Origin of the sequence: Bacteroides sp. 2201st1_D9_2201SCRN_220225 (assembly GCF_040928965.1) — a bacterium.
GTDB lineage: Bacteria > Bacteroidota > Bacteroidia > Bacteroidales > Bacteroidaceae > Bacteroides > Bacteroides stercoris.
Map to the genome: position 1 here is coordinate 14,675 of NZ_JBCODG010000049.1, position 19,900 is coordinate 34,574.

17 protein-coding genes are annotated in these 19,900 nt (G+C 49.0%); 1 reads left to right on the forward strand and 16 read right to left on the reverse strand.

Annotated elements, in window-relative coordinates:
• Positions 1-29 precede the first annotated feature (29 nt).
• The 7 genes from AB5903_RS15260 to AB5903_RS15290 all read right to left on the reverse strand — a co-directional run bounded on the left by AB5903_RS15260 (position 30) and on the right by AB5903_RS15290 (position 7,669).
• On the reverse strand, positions 30-725 hold the full coding sequence (locus tag AB5903_RS15260; protein ID WP_005654394.1) for a zinc metallopeptidase: 696 nt from the start codon (positions 723-725) through the stop codon (positions 30-32).
• A 178-nt stretch (positions 726-903) separates the two neighbouring features.
• On the reverse strand, positions 904-2,208 hold the full coding sequence (locus tag AB5903_RS15265) for an alpha-L-fucosidase (RefSeq protein ID WP_368117991.1): 1,305 nt from the start codon (positions 2,206-2,208) through the stop codon (positions 904-906).
• 106 nt (positions 2,209-2,314) lie between these two features.
• On the reverse strand, positions 2,315-3,583 hold the full coding sequence (locus AB5903_RS15270; RefSeq protein ID WP_005654390.1) for an adenylosuccinate synthase: 1,269 nt from the start codon (positions 3,581-3,583) through the stop codon (positions 2,315-2,317).
• Entirely contained in the window at positions 3,580-4,068 is a 489-nt protein-coding gene (locus AB5903_RS15275) for a Fur family transcriptional regulator (RefSeq protein WP_005654388.1), read from the reverse strand. The genes AB5903_RS15270 and AB5903_RS15275 overlap by 4 nt, the downstream gene beginning before the upstream one ends.
• Before the next feature lie 122 nt (positions 4,069-4,190).
• Positions 4,191-4,853, reverse strand: a complete 663-nt coding sequence (locus tag AB5903_RS15280; RefSeq protein WP_016662580.1) for a DNA alkylation repair protein — start codon at positions 4,851-4,853, stop codon at positions 4,191-4,193.
• A 202-nt stretch (positions 4,854-5,055) separates the two neighbouring features.
• A complete protein-coding gene (locus tag AB5903_RS15285; protein WP_368117992.1) occupies positions 5,056-7,104 on the reverse strand; it encodes a dihydrofolate reductase in 2,049 nt (682 codons plus the stop codon).
• 100 nt (positions 7,105-7,204) lie between these two features.
• Positions 7,205-7,669 carry an AraC family transcriptional regulator gene (locus tag AB5903_RS15290; protein ID WP_016662582.1) on the reverse strand — a complete coding sequence of 155 codons (465 nt, stop codon included), beginning with the start codon at positions 7,667-7,669 and terminating at the stop codon, positions 7,205-7,207.
• Between the two features lie 283 nt (positions 7,670-7,952).
• On the opposite strand from AB5903_RS15290, the gene recQ reads away from it, so the two are divergent.
• Positions 7,953-9,767 (forward strand): DNA helicase RecQ, encoded by a 1,815-nt coding sequence (gene recQ, locus AB5903_RS15295; protein ID WP_368117993.1) that lies wholly within the window; start codon positions 7,953-7,955, stop codon positions 9,765-9,767.
• Between the two features lie 179 nt (positions 9,768-9,946).
• Here the strand turns inward: recQ and AB5903_RS15300 are convergent, their stop codons facing one another.
• The 9 genes from AB5903_RS15300 to AB5903_RS15340 all read right to left on the reverse strand — a co-directional run bounded on the left by AB5903_RS15300 (position 9,947) and on the right by AB5903_RS15340 (position 19,238).
• A complete protein-coding gene (locus AB5903_RS15300) occupies positions 9,947-10,798 on the reverse strand; it encodes a lipopolysaccharide assembly protein LapB (RefSeq protein ID WP_005654379.1) in 852 nt (283 codons plus the stop codon).
• Between the two features lie 226 nt (positions 10,799-11,024).
• Positions 11,025-11,975: a cysteine synthase A gene (cysK, locus tag AB5903_RS15305; protein ID WP_016662585.1), complete on the reverse strand. Its 951-nt coding sequence runs from the start codon at positions 11,973-11,975 to the stop codon at positions 11,025-11,027.
• 137 nt (positions 11,976-12,112) lie between these two features.
• On the reverse strand, positions 12,113-13,171 hold the full coding sequence (gene leuB, locus AB5903_RS15310; protein WP_005654375.1) for a 3-isopropylmalate dehydrogenase: 1,059 nt from the start codon (positions 13,169-13,171) through the stop codon (positions 12,113-12,115).
• Between the two features lie 5 nt (positions 13,172-13,176).
• Positions 13,177-13,422: a hypothetical protein gene (locus AB5903_RS15315; protein WP_005654373.1), complete on the reverse strand. Its 246-nt coding sequence runs from the start codon at positions 13,420-13,422 to the stop codon at positions 13,177-13,179.
• Between the two features lie 11 nt (positions 13,423-13,433).
• Positions 13,434-14,975, reverse strand: a complete 1,542-nt coding sequence (locus AB5903_RS15320; protein WP_005654372.1) for an alpha-isopropylmalate synthase regulatory domain-containing protein — start codon at positions 14,973-14,975, stop codon at positions 13,434-13,436.
• A complete protein-coding gene (gene leuD, locus AB5903_RS15325) occupies positions 14,965-15,558 on the reverse strand; it encodes a 3-isopropylmalate dehydratase small subunit (RefSeq protein WP_022103473.1) in 594 nt (197 codons plus the stop codon). The genes AB5903_RS15320 and leuD overlap by 11 nt, the downstream gene beginning before the upstream one ends.
• Positions 15,559-15,637: 79 nt before the next feature.
• Positions 15,638-17,032, reverse strand: coding sequence for a 3-isopropylmalate dehydratase large subunit (leuC, locus tag AB5903_RS15330; RefSeq protein WP_005654369.1), 1,395 nt, complete (start codon positions 17,030-17,032; stop codon positions 15,638-15,640).
• 81 nt (positions 17,033-17,113) lie between these two features.
• The gene (locus tag AB5903_RS15335) at positions 17,114-18,604 is read right to left on the reverse strand and encodes a 2-isopropylmalate synthase (RefSeq protein ID WP_016662589.1); all 1,491 of its coding nucleotides are present in this window, start codon (positions 18,602-18,604) and stop codon (positions 17,114-17,116) included.
• Positions 18,605-18,974: 370 nt separating this feature from the next.
• Complete coding sequence (locus AB5903_RS15340) at positions 18,975-19,238, reverse strand: hypothetical protein (protein ID WP_016662590.1); 264 nt, start codon at positions 19,236-19,238, stop codon at positions 18,975-18,977.
• Between the last annotated feature and the right edge of the window lie 662 nt (positions 19,239-19,900).

A 19,900-nucleotide genomic window follows, 5' to 3' on the forward strand; every position in this document is an offset into this window, starting at 1 on the left:
TTTTTCTATTTCTACGGAACAGAACGTTCTTATTCTCTGCGTCCCATGAATATCATTATGTAGTAAACAAGCGTTGCCAATGAACCGAGCGCAGCTACCACATACGTATAAGCCGCCGAACGAAGCGCGTCTTCCGCCTGTGTATGATTGCGGGCATTCGTAATGCCGGAACTGCTCAACCATACCAATGCACGCTTGCTCGCATTGATTTCCACCGGAAGGGTGATGAAGCTGAACAGCGTAGTCATGGCAAACAGGATGATACCTGCCAGCAGCAACTGCGGAAAAGTGTTCAGCATCAGGATACCGCCCAACAGTACCCACGTCATAATGTTGGAAGCGAACGAAACCACAGGCACCAGTTTGCTGCGCATCGTAAGCGGTGCATAGGCGCGTGCATGCTGCACGGCATGTCCGCACTCATGGGCGGCAACGGCTGCTGCCATAATGCTGTTGCTGTTATAAACGCTTTCGCTAAGGTTTACGGTCTTATTGGCAGGGTTGTAATGGTCTGTCAAGTGTCCCGGAGTATGTGTTACGGTTACATCGTAGATGCCGTTATCGTGCAGCATCTTCAAAGCCACATCGGCTCCCGTCATTCCGTTGCCGGTGGGGATTTTAGAATATTTCTTGAATTTACTCTGCAGGTTCATCTGTACCAGCCAACTGACCACAGCCACCCCGATAAAGATAATCCATTGCATGCCTATCATTCCTGTTCCCATAATTTTCTTCTTTTAATAATAAATAAATGAATAATGTGTTGTTTCTGTTTGTATAACAAATTGTCTGCCAAAAATAAAGGGAAACTGCGAGCTATCTCCCGGTTCTCCCTATCTTTTAGGAAGAATTAAAGATTTACCGACATAACGGTTACAGTTTTAGCAATTCACCGGCAGCAAGCTACTCTTCCAGGTGCAGTTCGATGACTTTGTCAATATCTGTCGGGACTTCGGAAAGATAAAGCATGACACCATCCCGGCATTTCTGTATTTTCAGCGGCCGGCGGTCGGTATAACCTACAGCCTTCTTCACGCGCTTTCCATCCAAAGGCAGGAAAAGCGCTTTATCCTGCAAATCCAGAATATGCACATACAGCTTATTTCCCTTCTGCGTTGTCACTCCCCAAGGGTGAGGAGCCACACAGCCGCCACGTGTTCCGTAAATAGTTTCACCGTACACTTTCATCCACTCTCCTATCTCTGCCAGTCGCTCCATGGCAACAGCCGGCAGTTCGCCATCGGGCTGCGGACCTATATTCATCAGGAGATTGGCATCCTTACCGGCTGCTTTCACCAGATAGTGAATCAAAGTTTTTGCCGGCTTATAGTTTTGGTCTGTAATCTTATATCCCCACATGCCATTCATTGTCTCGCACGTTTCCAATGGCAAGTTACTGACACCTTGTCCGGAAAGTCCCGCCTTATTCTCACCAGGCAAATCACGCTCAAAAATCTGTATATCTTCTCCTTCGAAAGGTGTCCGGTGATGATTATTACCAATCAGACAGGCAGGTTGCAGGCGGTGTATCAACGCATATTGCCCGGGCAACTGCCAATCGAAACCGAGATTCCGGTCCTGATCCCACCAGCCGTCGAACCATATTGCGCCTATTTTCCCGTAACCGGTCAGCAACTCCGTCAACTGGTTATTCATAAAAGCGTAATAGCTGTTCCAGTCTCCCGAAGGATCCGGACGCCCGGTTCCACGCCCCGTACGCCCCTGCGGAGCATCCTCTCGATACCAGTCTATATGTGAATAATACAGATGCAGGCGAATCCCCTGCTTATGACATTCATCCGCCAATTCTTTCAGTACATCCCGCCTGAAAGGAGTGGCGTCCACAATATTATAATCGGAATAACGGGTATGAAACATGGAAAAGCCCTCGTGATGCCGCGAAGTGAAACAAATATATTTTGCTCCGGAAGCCTTGATAGCTGCCACCCACTTGGCTGCATTGAACCTGGAAGGATAAAATCCGCCCGCCAATTTGGCATATTCTTTATAATTCAGGTTCTTATTGGTCATGGTCCATTCTCCGGTTGCCAACATGCAGTACAGCCCCCAATGGAGGAAAATGCCGAATTTGCTGTCCCTGAACTCCTGGCGCGACTGTAAGTTTTCTGCCGTAGGCTGATAAGGTTGCGACCTCCCGGAAGAGCAGAGAGAGAGCAGAAGCAATAATGAGATAATACGTGTTTTCATGGTAATAAATAAAAAAAGTACGGGTTACCCGAATTTATACAGTCCGTTATCGAAGCCACAAAATTCGCGTAACCCGTACGTAAGGTTGTCTATTTGTCAATCTATGTTATTCCTCTGTATAGCGTTCGATGGTTTGTTCGCGGTCGGGACCTACCGATACAATCTTCACAGGCACACCAAGCTGTTCTTCCAGGAACGACAGATAAGCGTTGAATTCTTCGGGGAATTCATCTTCGCTCTGCATCTTTGTCATATCCGTCTGCCAGCCGGGCAATTCCACGTACACCGGTTCCACGCCTTCGATATCGAACGGGAAGTAATCGATTTCCTCACCGTTGACCTTATATGCCACACAGGCTTTGATTGTTTCGAATGAGTCGAGCACATCGCTCTTCATCATGATGAGCTTGGTTACGCCGTCTACCATAATGGCATATTTCAAGGCTACCAGGTCAATCCATCCGCAACGGCGCTTACGTCCGGTTACCGAACCGAATTCATGTCCCAGCGTACAAATCTGGTCACCGGTCTTGTCGAACAGTTCCGTCGGGAACGGACCCGCACCCACACGCGTACAATATGCCTTGAAGATACCGTACACTTCGCCAATCTTATTGGGAGCTATGCCCAAGCCCGTGCAGGCTCCTGCACAAATGGTATTGGAAGAAGTGACAAACGGATAAGAACCGAAATCAATATCGAGCATCGTACCTTGCGCACCTTCGCACAAAACAGACTTTCCGTCCGACAGCAGACCGTTTATTTCATGTTCGCTGTCCACAAACTTGAACTGCTTCAGGTATTCGATACCCTCGAACCATGCCTTTTCCAGCTCGCTCAAATCATATTCGTAATTCAAGCCTTTCAGGATTTGTTCGTGACGGGCTTTGGCAGCAGCATACTTCTTGTCGAAATCGTGCAGGATATCACCTACACGTACACCGTTGCGGCTAATCTTGTCCGTATAGGTAGGACCGATGCCCTTCCCGGTAGTTCCCACTTTGGCATCTCCTTTTGCAGCTTCATAGGCAGCATCCAGAATGCGGTGCGTGGGCAGGATGAGGTGTGCTTTCTTGGAAATATGCAAGCGTTCCTTCAAATTATGACCGGATGCTTCCAATGCTTCCGCTTCCGCCTTGAACAGCGCCGGGTCGAGCACTACACCGTTACCGATGATATTCACCTTATCACCCTGGAAGATTCCCGAAGGAATGGAACGGAGCACATATTTCTGACCTTCAAACTCCAATGTATGACCGGCGTTCGGGCCGCCTTGAAAACGTGCCACTACATCGTATCTCGGAGTTAATACATCAACGACTTTGCCTTTGCCTTCGTCGCCCCATTGTAATCCTAATAGAATGTCTACTTTCATTTCTCTTTCTTATGGTTATTATTTTTCTTCTTTCTTTTGTTTGCGCGGTCGCACTTGCTACACAAGCCGTACATGTACAGCGAATAATGCGTCAAGTTAAAGCGGCTCAACCTGGTATTCTCAATGGCGTGCTGCAATTCCTCGTTCTGGAATTCGGTAACCTTGCCGCACTGCGTGCAGATTTGGTGATGATGCGTATCACGGTTATAGCATTTTTCGTATTGAGAGGAATTTCCGAACTGATGCTTGATAACCAGCCGGGCATTGATAAGCAATATGATGGTGTTGTACAGCGTCGCACGGCTCACTCTGAAATTCTCCTGGTCTGCCATCAGCGAATAAAGCGTGTCAACATCGAAATGGCCGTCTATGGAATAAATAGTGTCGAGTATGGCATATCGTTCGGGAGTCTTGCGATGCCCGTTCATATTGAGATATTCGGTGAATATCTGTCTAACCGTATCTTTCACGTTCTGACTTTCCATTTAAAGGCGCAGTTTTTTAACAGCCAACAAAGTTAAGCCTTTTTTGCGGAAAGCAAACAAAAAAAGAAAAATTAATGATGAGAATGGTAAAGTAGCCGGCACTCTATCACTTTACCGTTTTATCATAACGCTACCTCTTCCTTTACCAGATTGTAAAGCAGCCGTTCTGTCTCCGAAGAGGAATCTCCCATGCCTTCTACCCTGCGGCAAACCTGAAACGCATTTTCCTCGCTGTGCTGCATGAAGCGGCGGATAGCGGTCAGCGCGGCATTGCGCACATGATAAGAGCCTGAGAGGAACGCCGATATTGCCTGGTCAAGGAATTCATTCTCTACCCGTTCGTTCATATCGCCTTTTTTCATCAACAGACGGGCAATGGTAAGAAAACCGCAGACCTGCGTATATTCATCTTCAGCGGCAATCCAGTGAAAAGACTTCGCAGGGGCATACGGAAGATGCTGGAACAGGTTCATACAGGTAAGTTCCGCAATCTCGATGTTCCGGATATTCTCCACCCATATATCCGCTATTTCGGGCAAGAAGCTGTCGACAGGCTGGAGCAATCCCGCCAATATTTTACATTCGCGAATATCTTCTTTCCAAAGTGCCTGCGCCAAGGCATGATCTTTCCCGTAAGCAGAAGCAATACTTTTGATACGGGGCAGTTCCACGCCGAAGTTAAGTTTGTAGACCAAACCTTTCTCACGCATACTTTGAGACACAGCCCCATTCATGGAGAGGCGGAGCTGGGTTTTTATTTCTTTGAGTTGTTCTTTTAGTTCCATTAGTTTCAGAAATGAGAGTTCCGGTTATTACCTGAGGCAAAAAGCCTTTTATCTTAAAAGAGGTGTGTCAAAATGCACCTGATGATTTTTTTAGGCACGGATTACGCGGATTTCACGGAAACGGAAAAAAAGGATAAAGTAAATCCGTGTAATCCGCGTAATCCGTGCCTAAAAGAAAACAATAAAATCTCTAAATTACCATTCAATCGTTCACTGAAGGCAATGCCGAGTAGTCCTTGCTATAACGCAGCATCTGTTCGGCATACCCTTCATCATAAGTCACCTTCACATCGGTTATGTTGCCGTCCGCATCCGTCACAGCCTCATACTTCGGGTTGACAAAGCCCTTATACGGAGCCAGGTTCAGCTTCTTGTAACGTTCCAATACTTCCGCGTGCAGTTCCGGGTCTACTTTCACGGCATAGGACTCTACCAGCTCACGGGCTGCGTCATAGTCGCCCGTGGACTTGATACGCTGTATTTCGGCAAGCAGTTCGCCAAACAGTTCCCGTACCTTTTCATAATCATTGATTACGACATAAGTCTTTCCGTCCTTCTTCACCAGTTCCACCACTTTGTCGGCAGCACCCTTTTCATATACCCAACGGGCTATGAGTTGGCGGTTGCGCATATGTGCCTCTTCCACGTTGTTTCCCGGTTCGATACGCACAAGCTGTGTCATCAGGCCGTTCATCAGATAGGTATAGAATTGGGCCTTGTAGGCATCCGCACTCGGAGTCAGCCCCAGTTCCACCAGTTTCGGATCGGCCACATAATACAGTCCGAACAAGTCGGCACGCGCCTCTTCGATAGTAGAGCCGTAAGCCTTCAGCGCATCGGGGTCTACGCCCGGAAGCAGTTTGCCGGAACCATGTCCCAGACACTCATGCAGGTCGGTATGCAGTTCATCGGTCGTATCGGCATATTTGTCTATCAATTGCAGTTCGGCATCGCTATATACAAACTCTTCGTTGAAGCCGTTGCCATGAGCCGCCTTGTTGTAAGCATCCGTTATATTGCCAATCGTTACGGATTTGGAGCCGTGATGGCTGCGGATCCAGTTGGCATTGGGCAGGTTGATACCGATAGCCGTCGAAGGATAGAGGTCGCCCGCCAGAATAGCGGCAGTGATTACCTTGGCTGAAACACCTTTCACCTTCTCTTTCTTGAACTGCTTTTCCACCGGAGAGTGGTCTTCGAACCATTGCGCATTGCTGCTGATAATCTCCGTGCGGCGGGTAGCTTCCAAATCCTTGAAGTTCACCAAAGATTCCCAGCTTGCCTTCATGCCCAGCGGGTCGCCGTAGCTTTCGGTGAATCCGTTTACGAAGTCGATGCGGGAATCCAAATCCTTCACCCACAGAATGGCATAATCATCAAAAGTCTTCAAGTCACCTGTTTCATAAAACTCTATCAGCTTGGCTATAACCGCTTTCTGTTCAGGGTTCTCGGCCACGCCTTCCGCTTTCTTCAGCCAATACACAATCTTCCCGATGGCCGCGCCGTACAAGCCCCCCACTTTCCACACTTTTTCCTGAATCTTGCCGTTCTCTTTCACCAGACGGCTGTTCAATCCGTAAGAAACCGGCGTTTCATCCTTAGGATCCTTCATGGAGCTGTAAAAGGCTTCGGCTTCCTGCTGCGTCACCCCGTCATAATAATTACATGCCGAGGTCAGCACCAAATCCTCACCGGCAGCCTGGTTCACACGCTTCGGCATTACTTTGGGGTCGAAGATAACGGGAGCCACCTCTTCATAAAGCTGCTCCACCGTCTGCCCTTCTGCAAGCGGCAGTGTAGCGGCGTCCACGCTTAAAAGGGCCTGCTTGAAGAATTCGGGAATAAAGCCCGGTACGAACTTCTCGCAGCCGTAATGATGATGAATGCCGTTGGAGAACCATACCCGTTTCAGGTACACTTCCATAGCCTTGAAGTCTGCCGCAGTCTTGTCGCCGGTATAGCCCGTATAGACGGCTTCCAGCATCCGGCGGATTCTGAGGTTGTATTTCCCGTTCTGGTCGAACAGGATGTCACGTCCCTGCAAAGCGGCTTCCGTGAGGTAATAAACTAATTCTTTCTGTTTGAGAGACAAGTTCTCAAACTCCGGTACGCGATAGCGTAAAATCTGTAAATCTGCAAATTGTTCCACTGTATAATCAAATTTTTCTGCCTTGGCAGTAGTTTTCGGTGCTCCGCCGCAAGCTGTCAGCAAGGACGCGGCAACCATTACGGAAATCAGTTGTTTTTTCATGCGTGTTTGGAAAAGATTGATTAGTATTAAAATAACAAAAGGAAGTATTCCGGAGCACATGGCTCGGAATATTTCCTTTTATAAGTTCAGTTTTACTGCATTATTTACCTTTCACTGCATTTTTCTTACGATAACCGTTAGGAGTTTCTCCTACATTTTTATAAAATGCAGCATAAAAAGACTGACGATTGGCAAAGCCTACCATCGTGCTGATTTCCTCAACATTCTTGTCAGCATATCTCTTATCTGTCAATAAATGCAAAGCGTCTTTCACTCTGTACTCATTCAACAAACAAGAATAATTCATGCCGAAACGGGAGTTCACCACTGCCGACAAATAACGTGTATTGGTCTGCAGTTCTTTCGCCAAATCCTTAGCAGAGTAATTGGGGTCTCTGTACTTCTTCTGCACGACAATGATATTCAGTATCCTGTCGTACAGCTCGTCTGCCAGTTCCGGCCGTATCAGGGAACGGTAGGCAGCCTTCTTTTCTTTCTTTTCGCGCAGGTTATAGGGATGCTTCTTTGTAGCCTCCTCCTGTGCATTCTTTTCTAAATCACTCATTAAATTAACTGGTTAGGGTTGTTTAAATACGGAAATCCAAAGGAGCTTCCCTTAGATTACACAAAAGTCTAACATTTTTTTTTAATACGCAACTTTTCTCGTACATATTTTTAATATACAAACAACGAAAAAGCTTGAAAAGAAGCAGGATACGTTTAATTACAAGCTTATTTAACACAACTGCTTCATTATTAAGTTATTTGACTGAACGCCACTTCCTTTTGCATTTTATGCAAGAATTAACGTACCTTTGTCCCCTGATAAAAAGATACCGGCACTGCTTATGCTACAAACGCTTAAAACATACTTCGGATACGACAGTTTCCGTCCCCTTCAGGAAGAGATTATCCGTCACATTCTGGACGGAAACGACGCACTTGTGTTAATGCCCACCGGCGGTGGAAAATCAATATGCTACCAGCTTCCCGCCCTGCTGCGCGAAGGAACCGCGGTAGTCGTTTCGCCGCTCATCTCGCTGATGAAGGACCAGGTAGAGGCGTTATGCGCCAACGGCATCAGCGCCGGTGCGCTGAACAGCAGCAATGACGAAACGGAGAATGCCGCCCTGCGCCGTGCCTGCATGGAAGGCAGACTGAAACTGCTGTATATCTCGCCCGAAAAGCTGCTTACAGAAGCCAATTATCTCCTGCGGGACATGCACATCTCGCTTTTCGCCATCGACGAAGCGCACTGCATCTCGCAATGGGGACATGACTTCCGGCCTGAATACGCACAGATGGGGATTCTGCACCAGCAGTTCCCGCACGTGCCCATCATCGCCCTGACCGCCACCGCCGACAAAATCACGCGCGAAGATATCATCAGGCAGCTTCACCTGAACCATCCCCGGACGTTCATCTCCTCGTTCGACCGTCCCAACCTGAGCCTCACCGTAAAACGGGGCTACCAGCAGAAGGAAAAATCCAAGACAATTCTTGACTTCATAGCCCGCCATCCCGGAGAAAGCGGCATCATCTATTGCATGAGCCGTAGCAAGACGGAATCCGTGGCGCAGATGCTCCAGAAGCAGGGTATCCGCACCGCCGTCTACCACGCCGGCCTCTCCCCCTCCCTCAGAGACGAAGCGCAGGACGATTTCATCAACGACCGCGTGCAGGTAGTGTGCGCCACCATTGCTTTCGGCATGGGTATAGACAAGAGCAACGTTCGTTGGGTTATTCATTATAATTTACCAAAGAGCATCGAGAGTTTCTACCAGGAGATAGGGCGTGCCGGCAGAGACGGACTGCCCAGTGACACGCTACTGTTCTACTCGCTTGCAGACCTGATTTTGCTTACCAAATTCGCTACCGAGAGCGGACAACAGAACATCAACCTGGAGAAACTGCAACGCATGCAGCAATACGCCGAATCCGACATCTGCCGACGCCGCATATTGTTAAGTTATTTTGGAGAAATAGCAGACCATGACTGCGGCAATTGCGACGTCTGCAAGAACCCGCCCGAACGCTTTGACGGAACTGTCATCGTACAAAAAGCCCTGAGCGCCATTGTCCGCACAGACCAGCAAATCGGTACAAGCGTTTTAGTGGATATTCTCAGGGGAAACATGTCGCCCGAAGTCGTAGGCAAAGGCTATCAGCAACTGAAAACCTTTGCCGCCGGACGTGATGTTCCCGCCCGCGACTGGCATGATTATTTATTACAAATGCTGCAACTCGGATACTTCGAGATTGCCTACAACGAAAACAATCATCTGAAAATAACTTCCGCAGGAAGCGATGTCCTCTTTGGCAGAGCCACCGCCCGATTGGTAGTGATACGCCGGGAAGAAACAAACGAAACCAAACGTGGCAGAAAACGCAAAGCAACCGTCCCCGCCCAAGAGCTACCCTTAGGACTTCCCAATACAGAGAACGAAGCCCTCTTTGAAGCATTGCGCAAATTAAGAAAACGTCTTGCCGATGAAGAGGCCCTGCCTGCCTATATCGTCCTGTCCGACAAGGTTCTCCACTTGCTCAGCACCTCACGCCCCACCAACCTCGAAGAGTTCGGCAACATCAGCGGCATCGGAGAACACAAAAAAAAGAAATACGGCAAAGAATTTATCAACCTAATACGAAAATATAGTGATTAGTGATTAAGGATTAGTGATTAGCGGTTAAGGATTAGTGGTAAGTGATTAGTCGTGAGTGATTAGTCGTGAGTGATTAGTCGTGAGCAGTTAGTGTTTTGCAATTAGCAATTAACTGTTTATTGTACATAACTTAATCACTAACCACTAAACGCTAAACGCTAATCACTAACCACTACCCCCTATTTCCCCGTTTGTTGTAAGAAGTTGCGTAAATCAGATTGCGGTACTCCTAACGATATGGCTTTCTCGAAATCGCGTTTGGCAAGTTCTTTCTTTTTTTGGGCGAGGTAGATTTCGCCGCGCATCAGGTATATTTCAGGCTGCGAGCTATCCAGGCTTATCGCCTCTTCCAGGTCTACCAGTGCCATATCTGTATGGTGCAAGTCTTTTTCTACTCCGGCACGAGCCACATAAAGCATGGCATATTGGGAAGGAGACAACTGCCGGTTCTCTCCTTTGGCGGCAATCATAGTGTTCAATAGCCTCAGTGCTTCTTCGTATTTTCCCTCTCTCTGCTCTAAAGTAGCCAAACCGAGACGGCCGTTGTAGCTGGTGGGATTCACTTTCAACAAGCGTTCGTAATCCGCCTTTGCCATTTTATAGTCACGCTGTTGCATATAGATATAAGCGCGCATCAGCAGGGCTTCTTCGTTGTCTTTCTCCAAATCCAGCACCAGCGAATAGTCGGCTTGTGCCAGGTTGTTGCGCCCCAGTTCCATATAAATGGTCGCACGGTTCAGCAAGATAGGCACTGCCCGCGGGGCTATATTCAGGGCGAAATTATAGGACTCCAAAGCCTTTTCATACTTCCGCTGGCGGCGTTGTATCGTACCGAGGTTGGAGAACAGAAGGGCGTTATGAGGATTCGCAGGCTCCAGCTTCAAGGCTCTGCGGATGTACGTTTCCGCCTGCGGCAGACTATCCTGCTCCGTATAAGTTACGGCACGGTCGCAAAGTTCCTGATAGGTTTGCCCGAATGCAGGCATACCGCTTGCCAATAAACATACTGCGAGAAAAATCAGTTTCTTCATACTTATGATTCTAAATTTATTAATGCACCCGTACCGGTTTCACCAGCCGGTACAGGAAGTACCAAGCAAGGGTACAAAGAATATCAGGCGGTGGTACGGACAGTACCAAGCGCTGGTACAAAGAGTACCAAAGGATGATACGGGCAATACCACGCGACGGTACAAGTGCTACCACCCGTCGGTATGACCGCTACCACCGGGTGAAACAAACGTCCGTCCCCGGCATTTAATCCAAAGGATAGGTGTCAAAAGCAAACAACTCCGTAGAGAGATACCTCTCTCCCGTATCAGGCAGCAAGGCCACCACCGTTTTGTCGGCAAATTCGGGACGCACCGCCAGCAGACGTGCCGCATAGACAGCCGCTCCGGAAGATATTCCCGCCAGCAATCCCTCGGTAGATGCCAGTTCGCGTCCGGCGCGAATGGCTTCATCATCCGGCACGGGAATCACCTCGTCCACTACCGAAGCATCGTAAAGGGCCGGAATAAAGTTTGCCCCGATGCCCTGTATGCGGTGAGGCGCGTCCTCGCCCCCCTCAAGCACAGGAGACGATGCGGGTTCTACAGCCACAATGTAGACATTCGGATTATGCCTTTTCAAGGCGCGCGCCACACCGCAAATCGTGCCGCCCGTACCTACTCCCGCTACAAACACGTCCACTTGTCCGTCCGTATCCGTCCAGATTTCCTCGCCCGTAGTAAGTTCGTGTATCCGGGCGTTGGAAGGGTTCTCGAACTGTTGCAGAATCACGGCACCGGGTATCTTGTCCCTCAGTTCCTGCGCCTTGGCAATAGAGCCCGCCATGCCTGCCAGTCCGTCCGTCAGCACGATTTCCGCTCCGAGGGCTTTCAGCAGATTGCGGCGTTCGATGCTCATGGTTTCGGGCATGGTCAGTATCAGATGATAGCCTTTAATGGTCGCCACCATTGCCAGTCCTACTCCCGTATTGCCGCTGGTAGGCTCTATGATGGTGGCGCCGGGCTTCAACGCTCCGCGCGCTTCGGCATCCTCAATCATCGCCAGCCCTACGCGGTCTTTTACGCTGCCTGCGGGATTAAAGGACTCCAGTTTGGCAACCACCTCTCGTTGCAATCCGTACTTCCGGCTGTACCCCGCCAGTTTCATCAGCGGCGTACCACCGATAAGTTCCGTCAAGTTATTCGCTATTTTCGCCATAATTCGTCCGAGTTTATACAGAATAAGACACAAATGAGGAGACACAGCAAAAGCAGGCTCGCTATCGCCGTACTCTTGACGCATCTCCTCGCAAAGGTAGGAAAAAAACGTTTCGCCCTTTCTTTCCTTAATAAAGATTAGTGTTTGATATAGTCCACAATCCACGCACCCACTTCTTTCGTGCCGTATTTGCCGCCGCCTTCCACCTGGATTTCCGGGGTACGGATATTGGCGTCGAGCGAAGCATCCACCGCCTTGCGGATAAGCGCGCCTTCTTCCTTCAGGTCGAAATACTCGAACAGCATGGCTACGGAAAGAATCTGTGCCAGCGGGTTGGCTATGTTCAGGCCCTTAGCCTGCGGCCATGAGCCGTGAATAGGCTCGAACACCGGCGTGCTTTCGCCCGTGGAAGCCGATGGGAGCAAGCCCATGGAGCCGCTGATGCAGGAGCCTTCATCGGTCAGAATATCGCCGAAGGTATTCTCGGTCACCATCACGTCGAAGAACTTCGGTTCCTGAATCATGCGCATGGCGGCGTTGTCCACGTACATATAGTCGGTGGTGACTTCCGGATAGTCCGGGGCCATTTCCTGCGCAATCTGTCTCCACAGGCGCGAAGAGGCAAGTACATTCGCCTTGTCCACTACCGTAAGGTGCTTGTTGCGCTTCATGGCATACTCAAAGCCCACTTTCAGGATGCGTTCAATCTCCGGACGGGTATACATATTGGTGTCGTAGGCCTTGTCGTTGTCCTGATACTTCTCACCGAAATACATACCGCCCGTCAGTTCGCGGATGCAGATGAAGTCCGCACCGTCCACCAGTTCCGCACGGAGCGGCGACTTGTGCAAGAGGCACTTGAAGGTCTGCACCGGACGGATATTGGCAAACAGCCCCAACTTCTTGCGCATAGCCAGCAGTCCTTGTTCGGGACGCACCTTGGCGGTGGGGTCATTGTCGAATTTCGGGTCGCCTACTGCCGAAAAGAGCACTGCATCGGCATTCTTACAAGCCTGATAGGTAGCTTCGGGGAAAGGGTCGCCCACTTTGTCGATGGCGTCCGCACCGCACACGGCATACTCATAACTTACTTTGTGACCGAATTTCTCGCAAACGGCGGTCATTACGTCCACACCTACGGCGGATATTTCGGGGCCGATACCGTCACCGGCCAATACTGCAATTTTAAAGTCCATAATTATTATTTCTTTTTCAATTCATTTTCTATCTTATCTTTCATTGCTTTATTCTTGCGGCGAACACGGTCACCCGTCACAAATCCCGCAGTCAGCATAAGCGTCCATATCACATCCATAAGAGTGACGAGCTGCAGCTCATTTGCATACCAATTCAAGAAAACACGAAACAAAAATATCATGCAAGCAAAAAACAGATAGCTTACATTGGGTTTTCTTTCGAAATAATCCTTTATTCTCTTATCAATCATGGTTGGGCATCTTATTTATCGTATTCAGCTTCTATTATATTCAACATCTTTACCGTAGCCTTAATGGCCGCTTCCGTCTGGTCGGCATCCAGCCCGCGGGTACGGAACACCTTGTCTTCAAAACTCCAGGTGATAACCGTCTGCACAAAGGCATCGGTACGTCCGCCGGGCGGGATGGTCACCGCATAGTTCGTCAGCATCGGGAACTTACGCCCCAGAGTCACCTTGTATATCTTGCGCAACGCACGCACAAAGGCATCGTACTGACCGTCGCCGCTGGAACTCTCCTCATACTCCTTGCCGTTGATTTCTATTTTCAACGTAGCCATCGGTTTCAGTCCGTAGGCAAGGTTCACGATGTAGCTTTTCAGATTCACCCGCTCGTCCATCATGCCGTGTTTCAAAACATCGGAAACGATGTACGGCAAATCTTCCTGCGTCACCAGTTCCTTTTTATCGCCCAGCTCGATGATACGTTCGGTAACCTTGCGCATGGCATCCTCGTCCAGCTCCAGCCCCAGGTCTTCCAGGTTCTTGCGGATATTCGCCTTGCCGCTGTTCTTGCCCAGCGCATACTCCCGCTTACGACCGAAACGTTCGGGCAAGAGGTCGTTGCAGTACAGGTTGCTTTTATTATCTCCGTCAGCATGCACGCCCGCCACCTGCGTAAACACATTCTCACCCACAATCGGTTTGTTGGCGGGAATTACGATGCCCGAATAAGACTCCACCACACGGCTCACATCATTGAGGCGGCTCTCGTCGATATTGGTAACAGCGCTGAAATGGTCTTTCAGGATGGCCTGCACGCTGGCAAGAGGCGCATTCCCGGCACGCTCGCCCAAACCGTTAATGGTGGTGTGCAACCCCTTGCAACCGCTTAACACGGCTGCCAGCACATTGCTCACCGCAAGGTCGTAATCATTGTGCGCATGGAAGTCGAAATGCGCGTGCGGATAGCGTTTCACCATTTTCCGCATGAATTCAATGACCTGCAACGGGTTCAGCACCCCCAACGTATCGGGCAGCATATACCGCTTTATGTTGGTCCGAATCAATGCGTCCATCAATTGAAACACATATTCGGGCGAATCTTTCATGCCGTTGCTCCAGTCTTCCAGGTAGACGTTCACCTCCATGTCCTGCACGTTTGCGTAGTCCACCACTGCCAGAATGTCCTCGATATGTTCTTCCGGCAACTTCTTCAACTGGCAGGAGCAATGCTTCAGCGAGCCTTTGCACAGCAGGTTAATGACGCGGCAGCCGGTAGCGTGTATCCAGTCCACCGACGTATGCCCGTCTACGAAACCGAGCACTTCCACCCTCGGCAGCATATTGCGGCGGGCGGCCCAGTCGCATATCATTTTCACCGCATCGAACTCCCCTTCAGACACCCGCGCGGAAGCCACTTCCACCCGGTCCGCCTTCAAGTCTTCAAGCAGCAAACGGGCTATCATCAACTTCTCATGGGGCACGAAAGACACCCCGCTGGTCTGTTCGCCGTCGCGGAGCGTGGTGTCCATGATTTCTATCTTCGGATGATTATGCTTCATGTTTCTTCTCCCAGGATTCTATTTTGTCTTTATTCTCTACAAGGAAATCTATATCGTCCAATCCGTTCATCAGGCAGTGTTTCTTGTAGGCATTGATTTCAAAATGCTCGCTCTTGCCCGTGGCCTTGTTGGTAATGGTCTGTTCGGGCAGGTTCACTTCCACTTCCGTTTTGGGATTGGCGAAAACCGAGTCGAAAAGTTCTTTCAGGAACGGTTCGCTCACCACCACGGGAAGCACGAAATTATTCAGTTCGTTGTTCTTATGGATATCCGCAAAGAAGCTGCTCACCACCACGCGGAAACCATAGTCGGCAATGGCCCATGCCGCATGCTCGCGGCTGCTTCCCGAACCGAAGTTCTTGCCGGCCACAAGGATTTGTCCGCCGTAGGTAGGGTCGTTCAGTACGAAAGATTCTATTTTGTTGCCTTGCTTGTCATACCGCCAGTCGCGAAACAAGTTCTCGCCAAAGCCTTCTTTCGTGGTGGCTTTCAGGAAACGTGCAGGGATTATCTGGTCGGTATCCACATTCTCCAACGGAAGAGGTACACAAGTGCTGTTGATGATATTGAATTTCTGTTTCATTGTTGCTGTTATTTGATTGTTCTTTCTTCACTGCAGAGGACATAGGCCCTCAGTTTCTCCCTCTGTAGTGAACCTTGATTTAGATAAACTCCCTCGGGTCTGTAATCACCCCCGTCACCGCCGCTGCCGCAGCCACCAGCGGACTGGCAAGCAATGTGCGTGCACCCGGTCCCTGACGTCCCTCAAAGTTACGGTTACTGGTGGACACCGCATACTTCCCGGCAGGCACTTTGTCATCATTCATCGCCAGACAAGCCGAACATCCCGGCTGGCGGATAGCGAATCCCGCCTCTTCCAGCACTTTGTCCAAGCCTTCCTCGCGTATCTGCGCATCTACCATCCACGAACCGGGAACCAGCCATGCCACTACATCCGCCGCTTTCTTACGGCCTTTCACGATAGAGGCAAATGCACGGAAATCCTCGATACGGCCGTTGGTACAAGCACCCAAGAACACGTAATCAATCTTCTTGCCCAACAACGGTTCACCCGGCCGGAAGCCCATATACTCCATCGACTTCATAAAAGACGCCTTGGCGGCCTCGCCCATGCCCTCGGTAGCGGGGATGTGCTGCGTGATGCCCATGCCCATACCCGGATTGGTTCCATAGGTAATCATCGGCTCGATGTCGGCGGCGTCGAAGCGTACTTCCTTATCGAACACGGCATCCTCATCGCTTTTCAACGTTTTCCAGTATGCCAGCGCTTTGTCCCACGCTTCGCCTTTCGGAGCATATTCGCGTCCCTTAATGTACTCGAAGGTCGTTTCGTCCGGAGCAACCATACCGCCGCGCGCACCCATTTCTATGCTGAGGTTGCACAGCGTAAGGCGTCCTTCCATGGACAGGCTACGCACCGCCTCTCCGGCATACTCCACAAAGTAGCCCGTAGCGCCGCTGGTAGTCATCTTGGACATCATATAGAGCGCCACATCTTTGGCGGTCACCCCTTTACCCAATTTGCCGTCTACGGTAATGCGCATCGTCTTGGGACGGGTTTGCAGAATACACTGCGAAGCCATCACCATCTCCACTTCGCTCGTACCGATGCCGAAAGCCACCGCCCCCATTGCGCCGTGAGTGGACGTATGCGAGTCACCGCATACAATCGTCATGCCCGGCAAGGTCAGCCCCCGTTCCGGACCCACCACATGGATAATGCCGTTCTTCTTGTCCATCATGCCGAAATGCTCCAGTCCGAAATCTTCCGCATTCTTGGCAAGCGTATCCACCTGCGTCTTTGACACGGGGTCTTCGATAGGTTTATCCTGGTCGTGCGTCGGCGTATTATGGTCGGGCATACAGAATATCTTTTCCGGACGGAAACACTTGATTCCCCTGGCACGCAATCCGGCAAAAGCCTGCGGGCTGGTCACTTCATGGCAATAAAGCCTGTCTATGTAAAGTTGTGTAGGGCCGTCTTCCACCTTCTGTACAACGTGGGCATCCCAAATTTTATCAAATAATGTATTCATCAGAATAAGTATTAATTACAAATTATCAATCACTAATCGTTAATCACTAATCGTTAATCACTAACCGCTAATCACTAACCGCTAAAATTTATTAATACAGTCTATATACGCTTCCACCGACGCAGCTATAATATCCGTATTGGCGCCGAAACCATAGTAGATACGGTTATCATATTCCACCTGCATGTGCACCTTACCCATATCATCACTCCCCTTGCTGATGGCCTGAATGGTAAACTCCTTCAACGTCATGTGGCGGTCTATTATCTTCTTCAGGGCTTTGATTGCGGCATCTACCGGACCGTTTCCGCTGGCGGCGGCCTCAAACTTCTCACCCGAAATGTTCAACCCGATGCTGGCTACCGAACGGACACCTACACCGCTCGTCACCTGCAAGTATTCCAGTTTGATGCGATGATTCTGCGAGCGGTCCGCACCTGCCAATACCAGAATATCATCGTCGTTAATATCTTTCTTCTTATCGGCAAGTTTCAGGAAATCTTCGTAAATCTTATCCAGTTTCTGCTGATCCAGAGACACGCCCAATACCTGCAGGCGGTTCTTCAAGGCAGCGCGTCCGCTACGGGCGGTCAGTACGATAGAGTTGTCATCGATGCCCACATCGTGCGGGTCGATAATCTCATAAGTCTGCACATTCTTCAATACGCCGTCCTGATGAATGCCCGACGAGTGCGCAAAGGCATTACGGCCTACGATTGCCTTGTTAGGCTGCACCGGCATATTCATCAGGCTGGATACCATACGGCTGGTAGGGTAAATCTTCTGCGTGTTGATGTTGGTTTCAATATCAATATCCTTATGACATCTGATAATCATAGCCACCTCTTCGAGCGAAGTATTTCCGGCACGTTCGCCGATACCGTTGATAGTAACTTCCACCTGGCGGGCGCCGTTCAGCACACCTGCCATTGTATTGGCAGTAGCCATTCCCAGGTCGTTGTGGCAATGCGTGGAGATGACAGCGTTATGAATGCCGTCCACATGCTCCATCAGATATTTTATCTTCGCACCATACTCACCGGGAAGGCAGTAACCGGTGGTATCGGGAATATTCACCACCGTAGCGCCCGCTTTGATAACGGCTTCCACCACACGCGCCAGGTATTCGTTATCCGTGCGTCCGGCATCTTCGGCATAGAATTCGACATCCTCTACATAGCGGCGGGCATACTTCACTGCCGCTACGGCACGTTCGATAATCTCCTCGCGGTTGGAATTGAATTTATATCTGATGTGCGAGTCGGAAGTACCGATACCGGTATGAATACGTTTATGCTTGGCAAATTGCAGAGCTTCCGCCGCCACGTCAATATCTTTCTGTACGGCACGTGTCAAGGCGCAAATCGTAGGCCACGTCACAGCTTTGGAAATCTCAATCACCGAGTTAAAGTCACCCGGACTCGAAATGGGGAATCCCGCCTCAATCACATCCACGCCCAACGCTTCCAGTTGCCTTGCCACCTGAATTTTTTCCACTGTATTCAACTGGCATCCCGGAACCTGCTCGCCATCGCGGAGCGTTGTGTCGAAAATAAATAATTTATCACTCATCGCTTCATTGTATTTATAAATTCATATTCCATAAAAAAAAGCCTTTCACACAGGGAAGTGAGAAAGGCTTTCGTATATTGTTATATCTTACATATATTTATGCACAGCACTCACTTCCACTAAACTTTGCCAGTAGAATAATAATACCACACAGTAGAATATATGTAAAGTTCTGAATCATCTTGTTTTTTTGTTTAATGATGCAAAGGTATAGATTATTTTGTAGCATACAAATAAATCAGTAACTTTTTCATCTGAAATAATATCATTTTATAAGATTATATTCATTTATCGCACCAATATATCACAAGAAAGGCGTACCAAACAGGCACGCCTTTCCTTTATGTTTCAGTTCGATACAAGTCCTGAATTACTTCTTTTCACAAGGTTTGTCACACTTGGCGCTGTCGCAAGCGGCCTTCGGACAATCAGCTTTCGCGCAACCGGCTTTCGGACAAACGGCAGAATCAGCCTGGCAGCAAGCCTTTGCAGAGTCACATACCTGTTCTGTTTGTGCAGCGCAACAAGAGTCTGCTCCGGCAGCATTGGCATCAGCAGCTTTTTTGTTACCACATGATGTTACAGCGAAAGAAAATGCTACTGCCACAGCAGCGAATAAAACTTTAGTTTTCATACTTCAATTTGCTTTAAATATTAATTAAAAAATCAGTTCGCTGACAAATATACGAAAAACAACCCGGTTTTCCAAAACGAGGAAGAAGAGAAGTAAGAATAAACTTATCGGTAAATTGATTGTTTGTCTGGTGACACTATCATTTTTTGTGACATTATTTTTATATTCTTTTTTAGACAGAAGAACAAAAGAACGTAAAGAGAGGGGGATGTAGTTCGGGGTGTTGTTCTGGCTGTACAGTAAATTCTCTGTACTAAGGGGATTTAGGAGAGATGGCATTCTTTTTAGACATAAGAACAGAAAGACATAAGAGGAGATGCTTGCCAGATATATGATGTGATATGGGTATGATGTGATACGATATAATATCCTAAAAGCAAAGAAAAAAAAGATACTTCACAAGTATAAGAATAATCCCCACTAAACATCTGCTGACCCCAAGAAAACAAGCAAAACAAAGAAAAGAAAAGCAAGCAAAACAAGGCAAGGCAAGGCAGACAAATGAACTTAACTTCTCTGTTCGGAATGATAGCCCCAAAACAAGAAAGCCCCTGCATCTTCCGATACAAGGGCTTCTCTCTCTAAAAAAACGGCGACTACCTACTCTCCCACTGTTACGCAGTACCATCGGCGTGACTGAGCTTAACTTCTCTGTTCGGAAT

What these genes read in the sequence shown, in the direction of transcription:
- AB5903_RS15260 (WP_005654394.1), bottom strand. Translation starts at nt 725, where the DNA reads ATGGGAACAGGAATGATAGGCATGCAATGGATTATCTTTATCGGGGTG.
- AB5903_RS15265 (WP_368117991.1), bottom strand. Translation starts at nt 2,208, where the DNA reads ATGAAAACACGTATTATCTCATTATTGCTTCTGCTCTCTCTCTGCTCT.
- AB5903_RS15270 (WP_005654390.1), bottom strand. Translation starts at nt 3,583, where the DNA reads ATGAAAGTAGACATTCTATTAGGATTACAATGGGGCGACGAAGGCAAA.
- AB5903_RS15275 (WP_005654388.1), bottom strand. Translation starts at nt 4,068, where the DNA reads ATGGAAAGTCAGAACGTGAAAGATACGGTTAGACAGATATTCACCGAA.
- AB5903_RS15280 (WP_016662580.1), bottom strand. Translation starts at nt 4,853, where the DNA reads ATGGAACTAAAAGAACAACTCAAAGAAATAAAAACCCAGCTCCGCCTC.
- AB5903_RS15285 (WP_368117992.1), bottom strand. Translation starts at nt 7,104, where the DNA reads ATGAAAAAACAACTGATTTCCGTAATGGTTGCCGCGTCCTTGCTGACA.
- AB5903_RS15290 (WP_016662582.1), bottom strand. Translation starts at nt 7,669, where the DNA reads ATGAGTGATTTAGAAAAGAATGCACAGGAGGAGGCTACAAAGAAGCAT.
- recQ (WP_368117993.1), top strand. Translation starts at nt 7,953, where the DNA reads ATGCTACAAACGCTTAAAACATACTTCGGATACGACAGTTTCCGTCCC.
- AB5903_RS15300 (WP_005654379.1), bottom strand. Translation starts at nt 10,798, where the DNA reads ATGAAGAAACTGATTTTTCTCGCAGTATGTTTATTGGCAAGCGGTATG.
- cysK (WP_016662585.1), bottom strand. Translation starts at nt 11,975, where the DNA reads ATGGCGAAAATAGCGAATAACTTGACGGAACTTATCGGTGGTACGCCG.
- leuB (WP_005654375.1), bottom strand. Translation starts at nt 13,171, where the DNA reads ATGGACTTTAAAATTGCAGTATTGGCCGGTGACGGTATCGGCCCCGAA.
- AB5903_RS15315 (WP_005654373.1), bottom strand. Translation starts at nt 13,422, where the DNA reads ATGATTGATAAGAGAATAAAGGATTATTTCGAAAGAAAACCCAATGTA.
- AB5903_RS15320 (WP_005654372.1), bottom strand. Translation starts at nt 14,975, where the DNA reads ATGAAGCATAATCATCCGAAGATAGAAATCATGGACACCACGCTCCGC.
- leuD (WP_022103473.1), bottom strand. Translation starts at nt 15,558, where the DNA reads ATGAAACAGAAATTCAATATCATCAACAGCACTTGTGTACCTCTTCCG.
- leuC (WP_005654369.1), bottom strand. Translation starts at nt 17,032, where the DNA reads ATGAATACATTATTTGATAAAATTTGGGATGCCCACGTTGTACAGAAG.
- AB5903_RS15335 (WP_016662589.1), bottom strand. Translation starts at nt 18,604, where the DNA reads ATGAGTGATAAATTATTTATTTTCGACACAACGCTCCGCGATGGCGAG.
- AB5903_RS15340 (WP_016662590.1), bottom strand. Translation starts at nt 19,238, where the DNA reads ATGAAAACTAAAGTTTTATTCGCTGCTGTGGCAGTAGCATTTTCTTTC.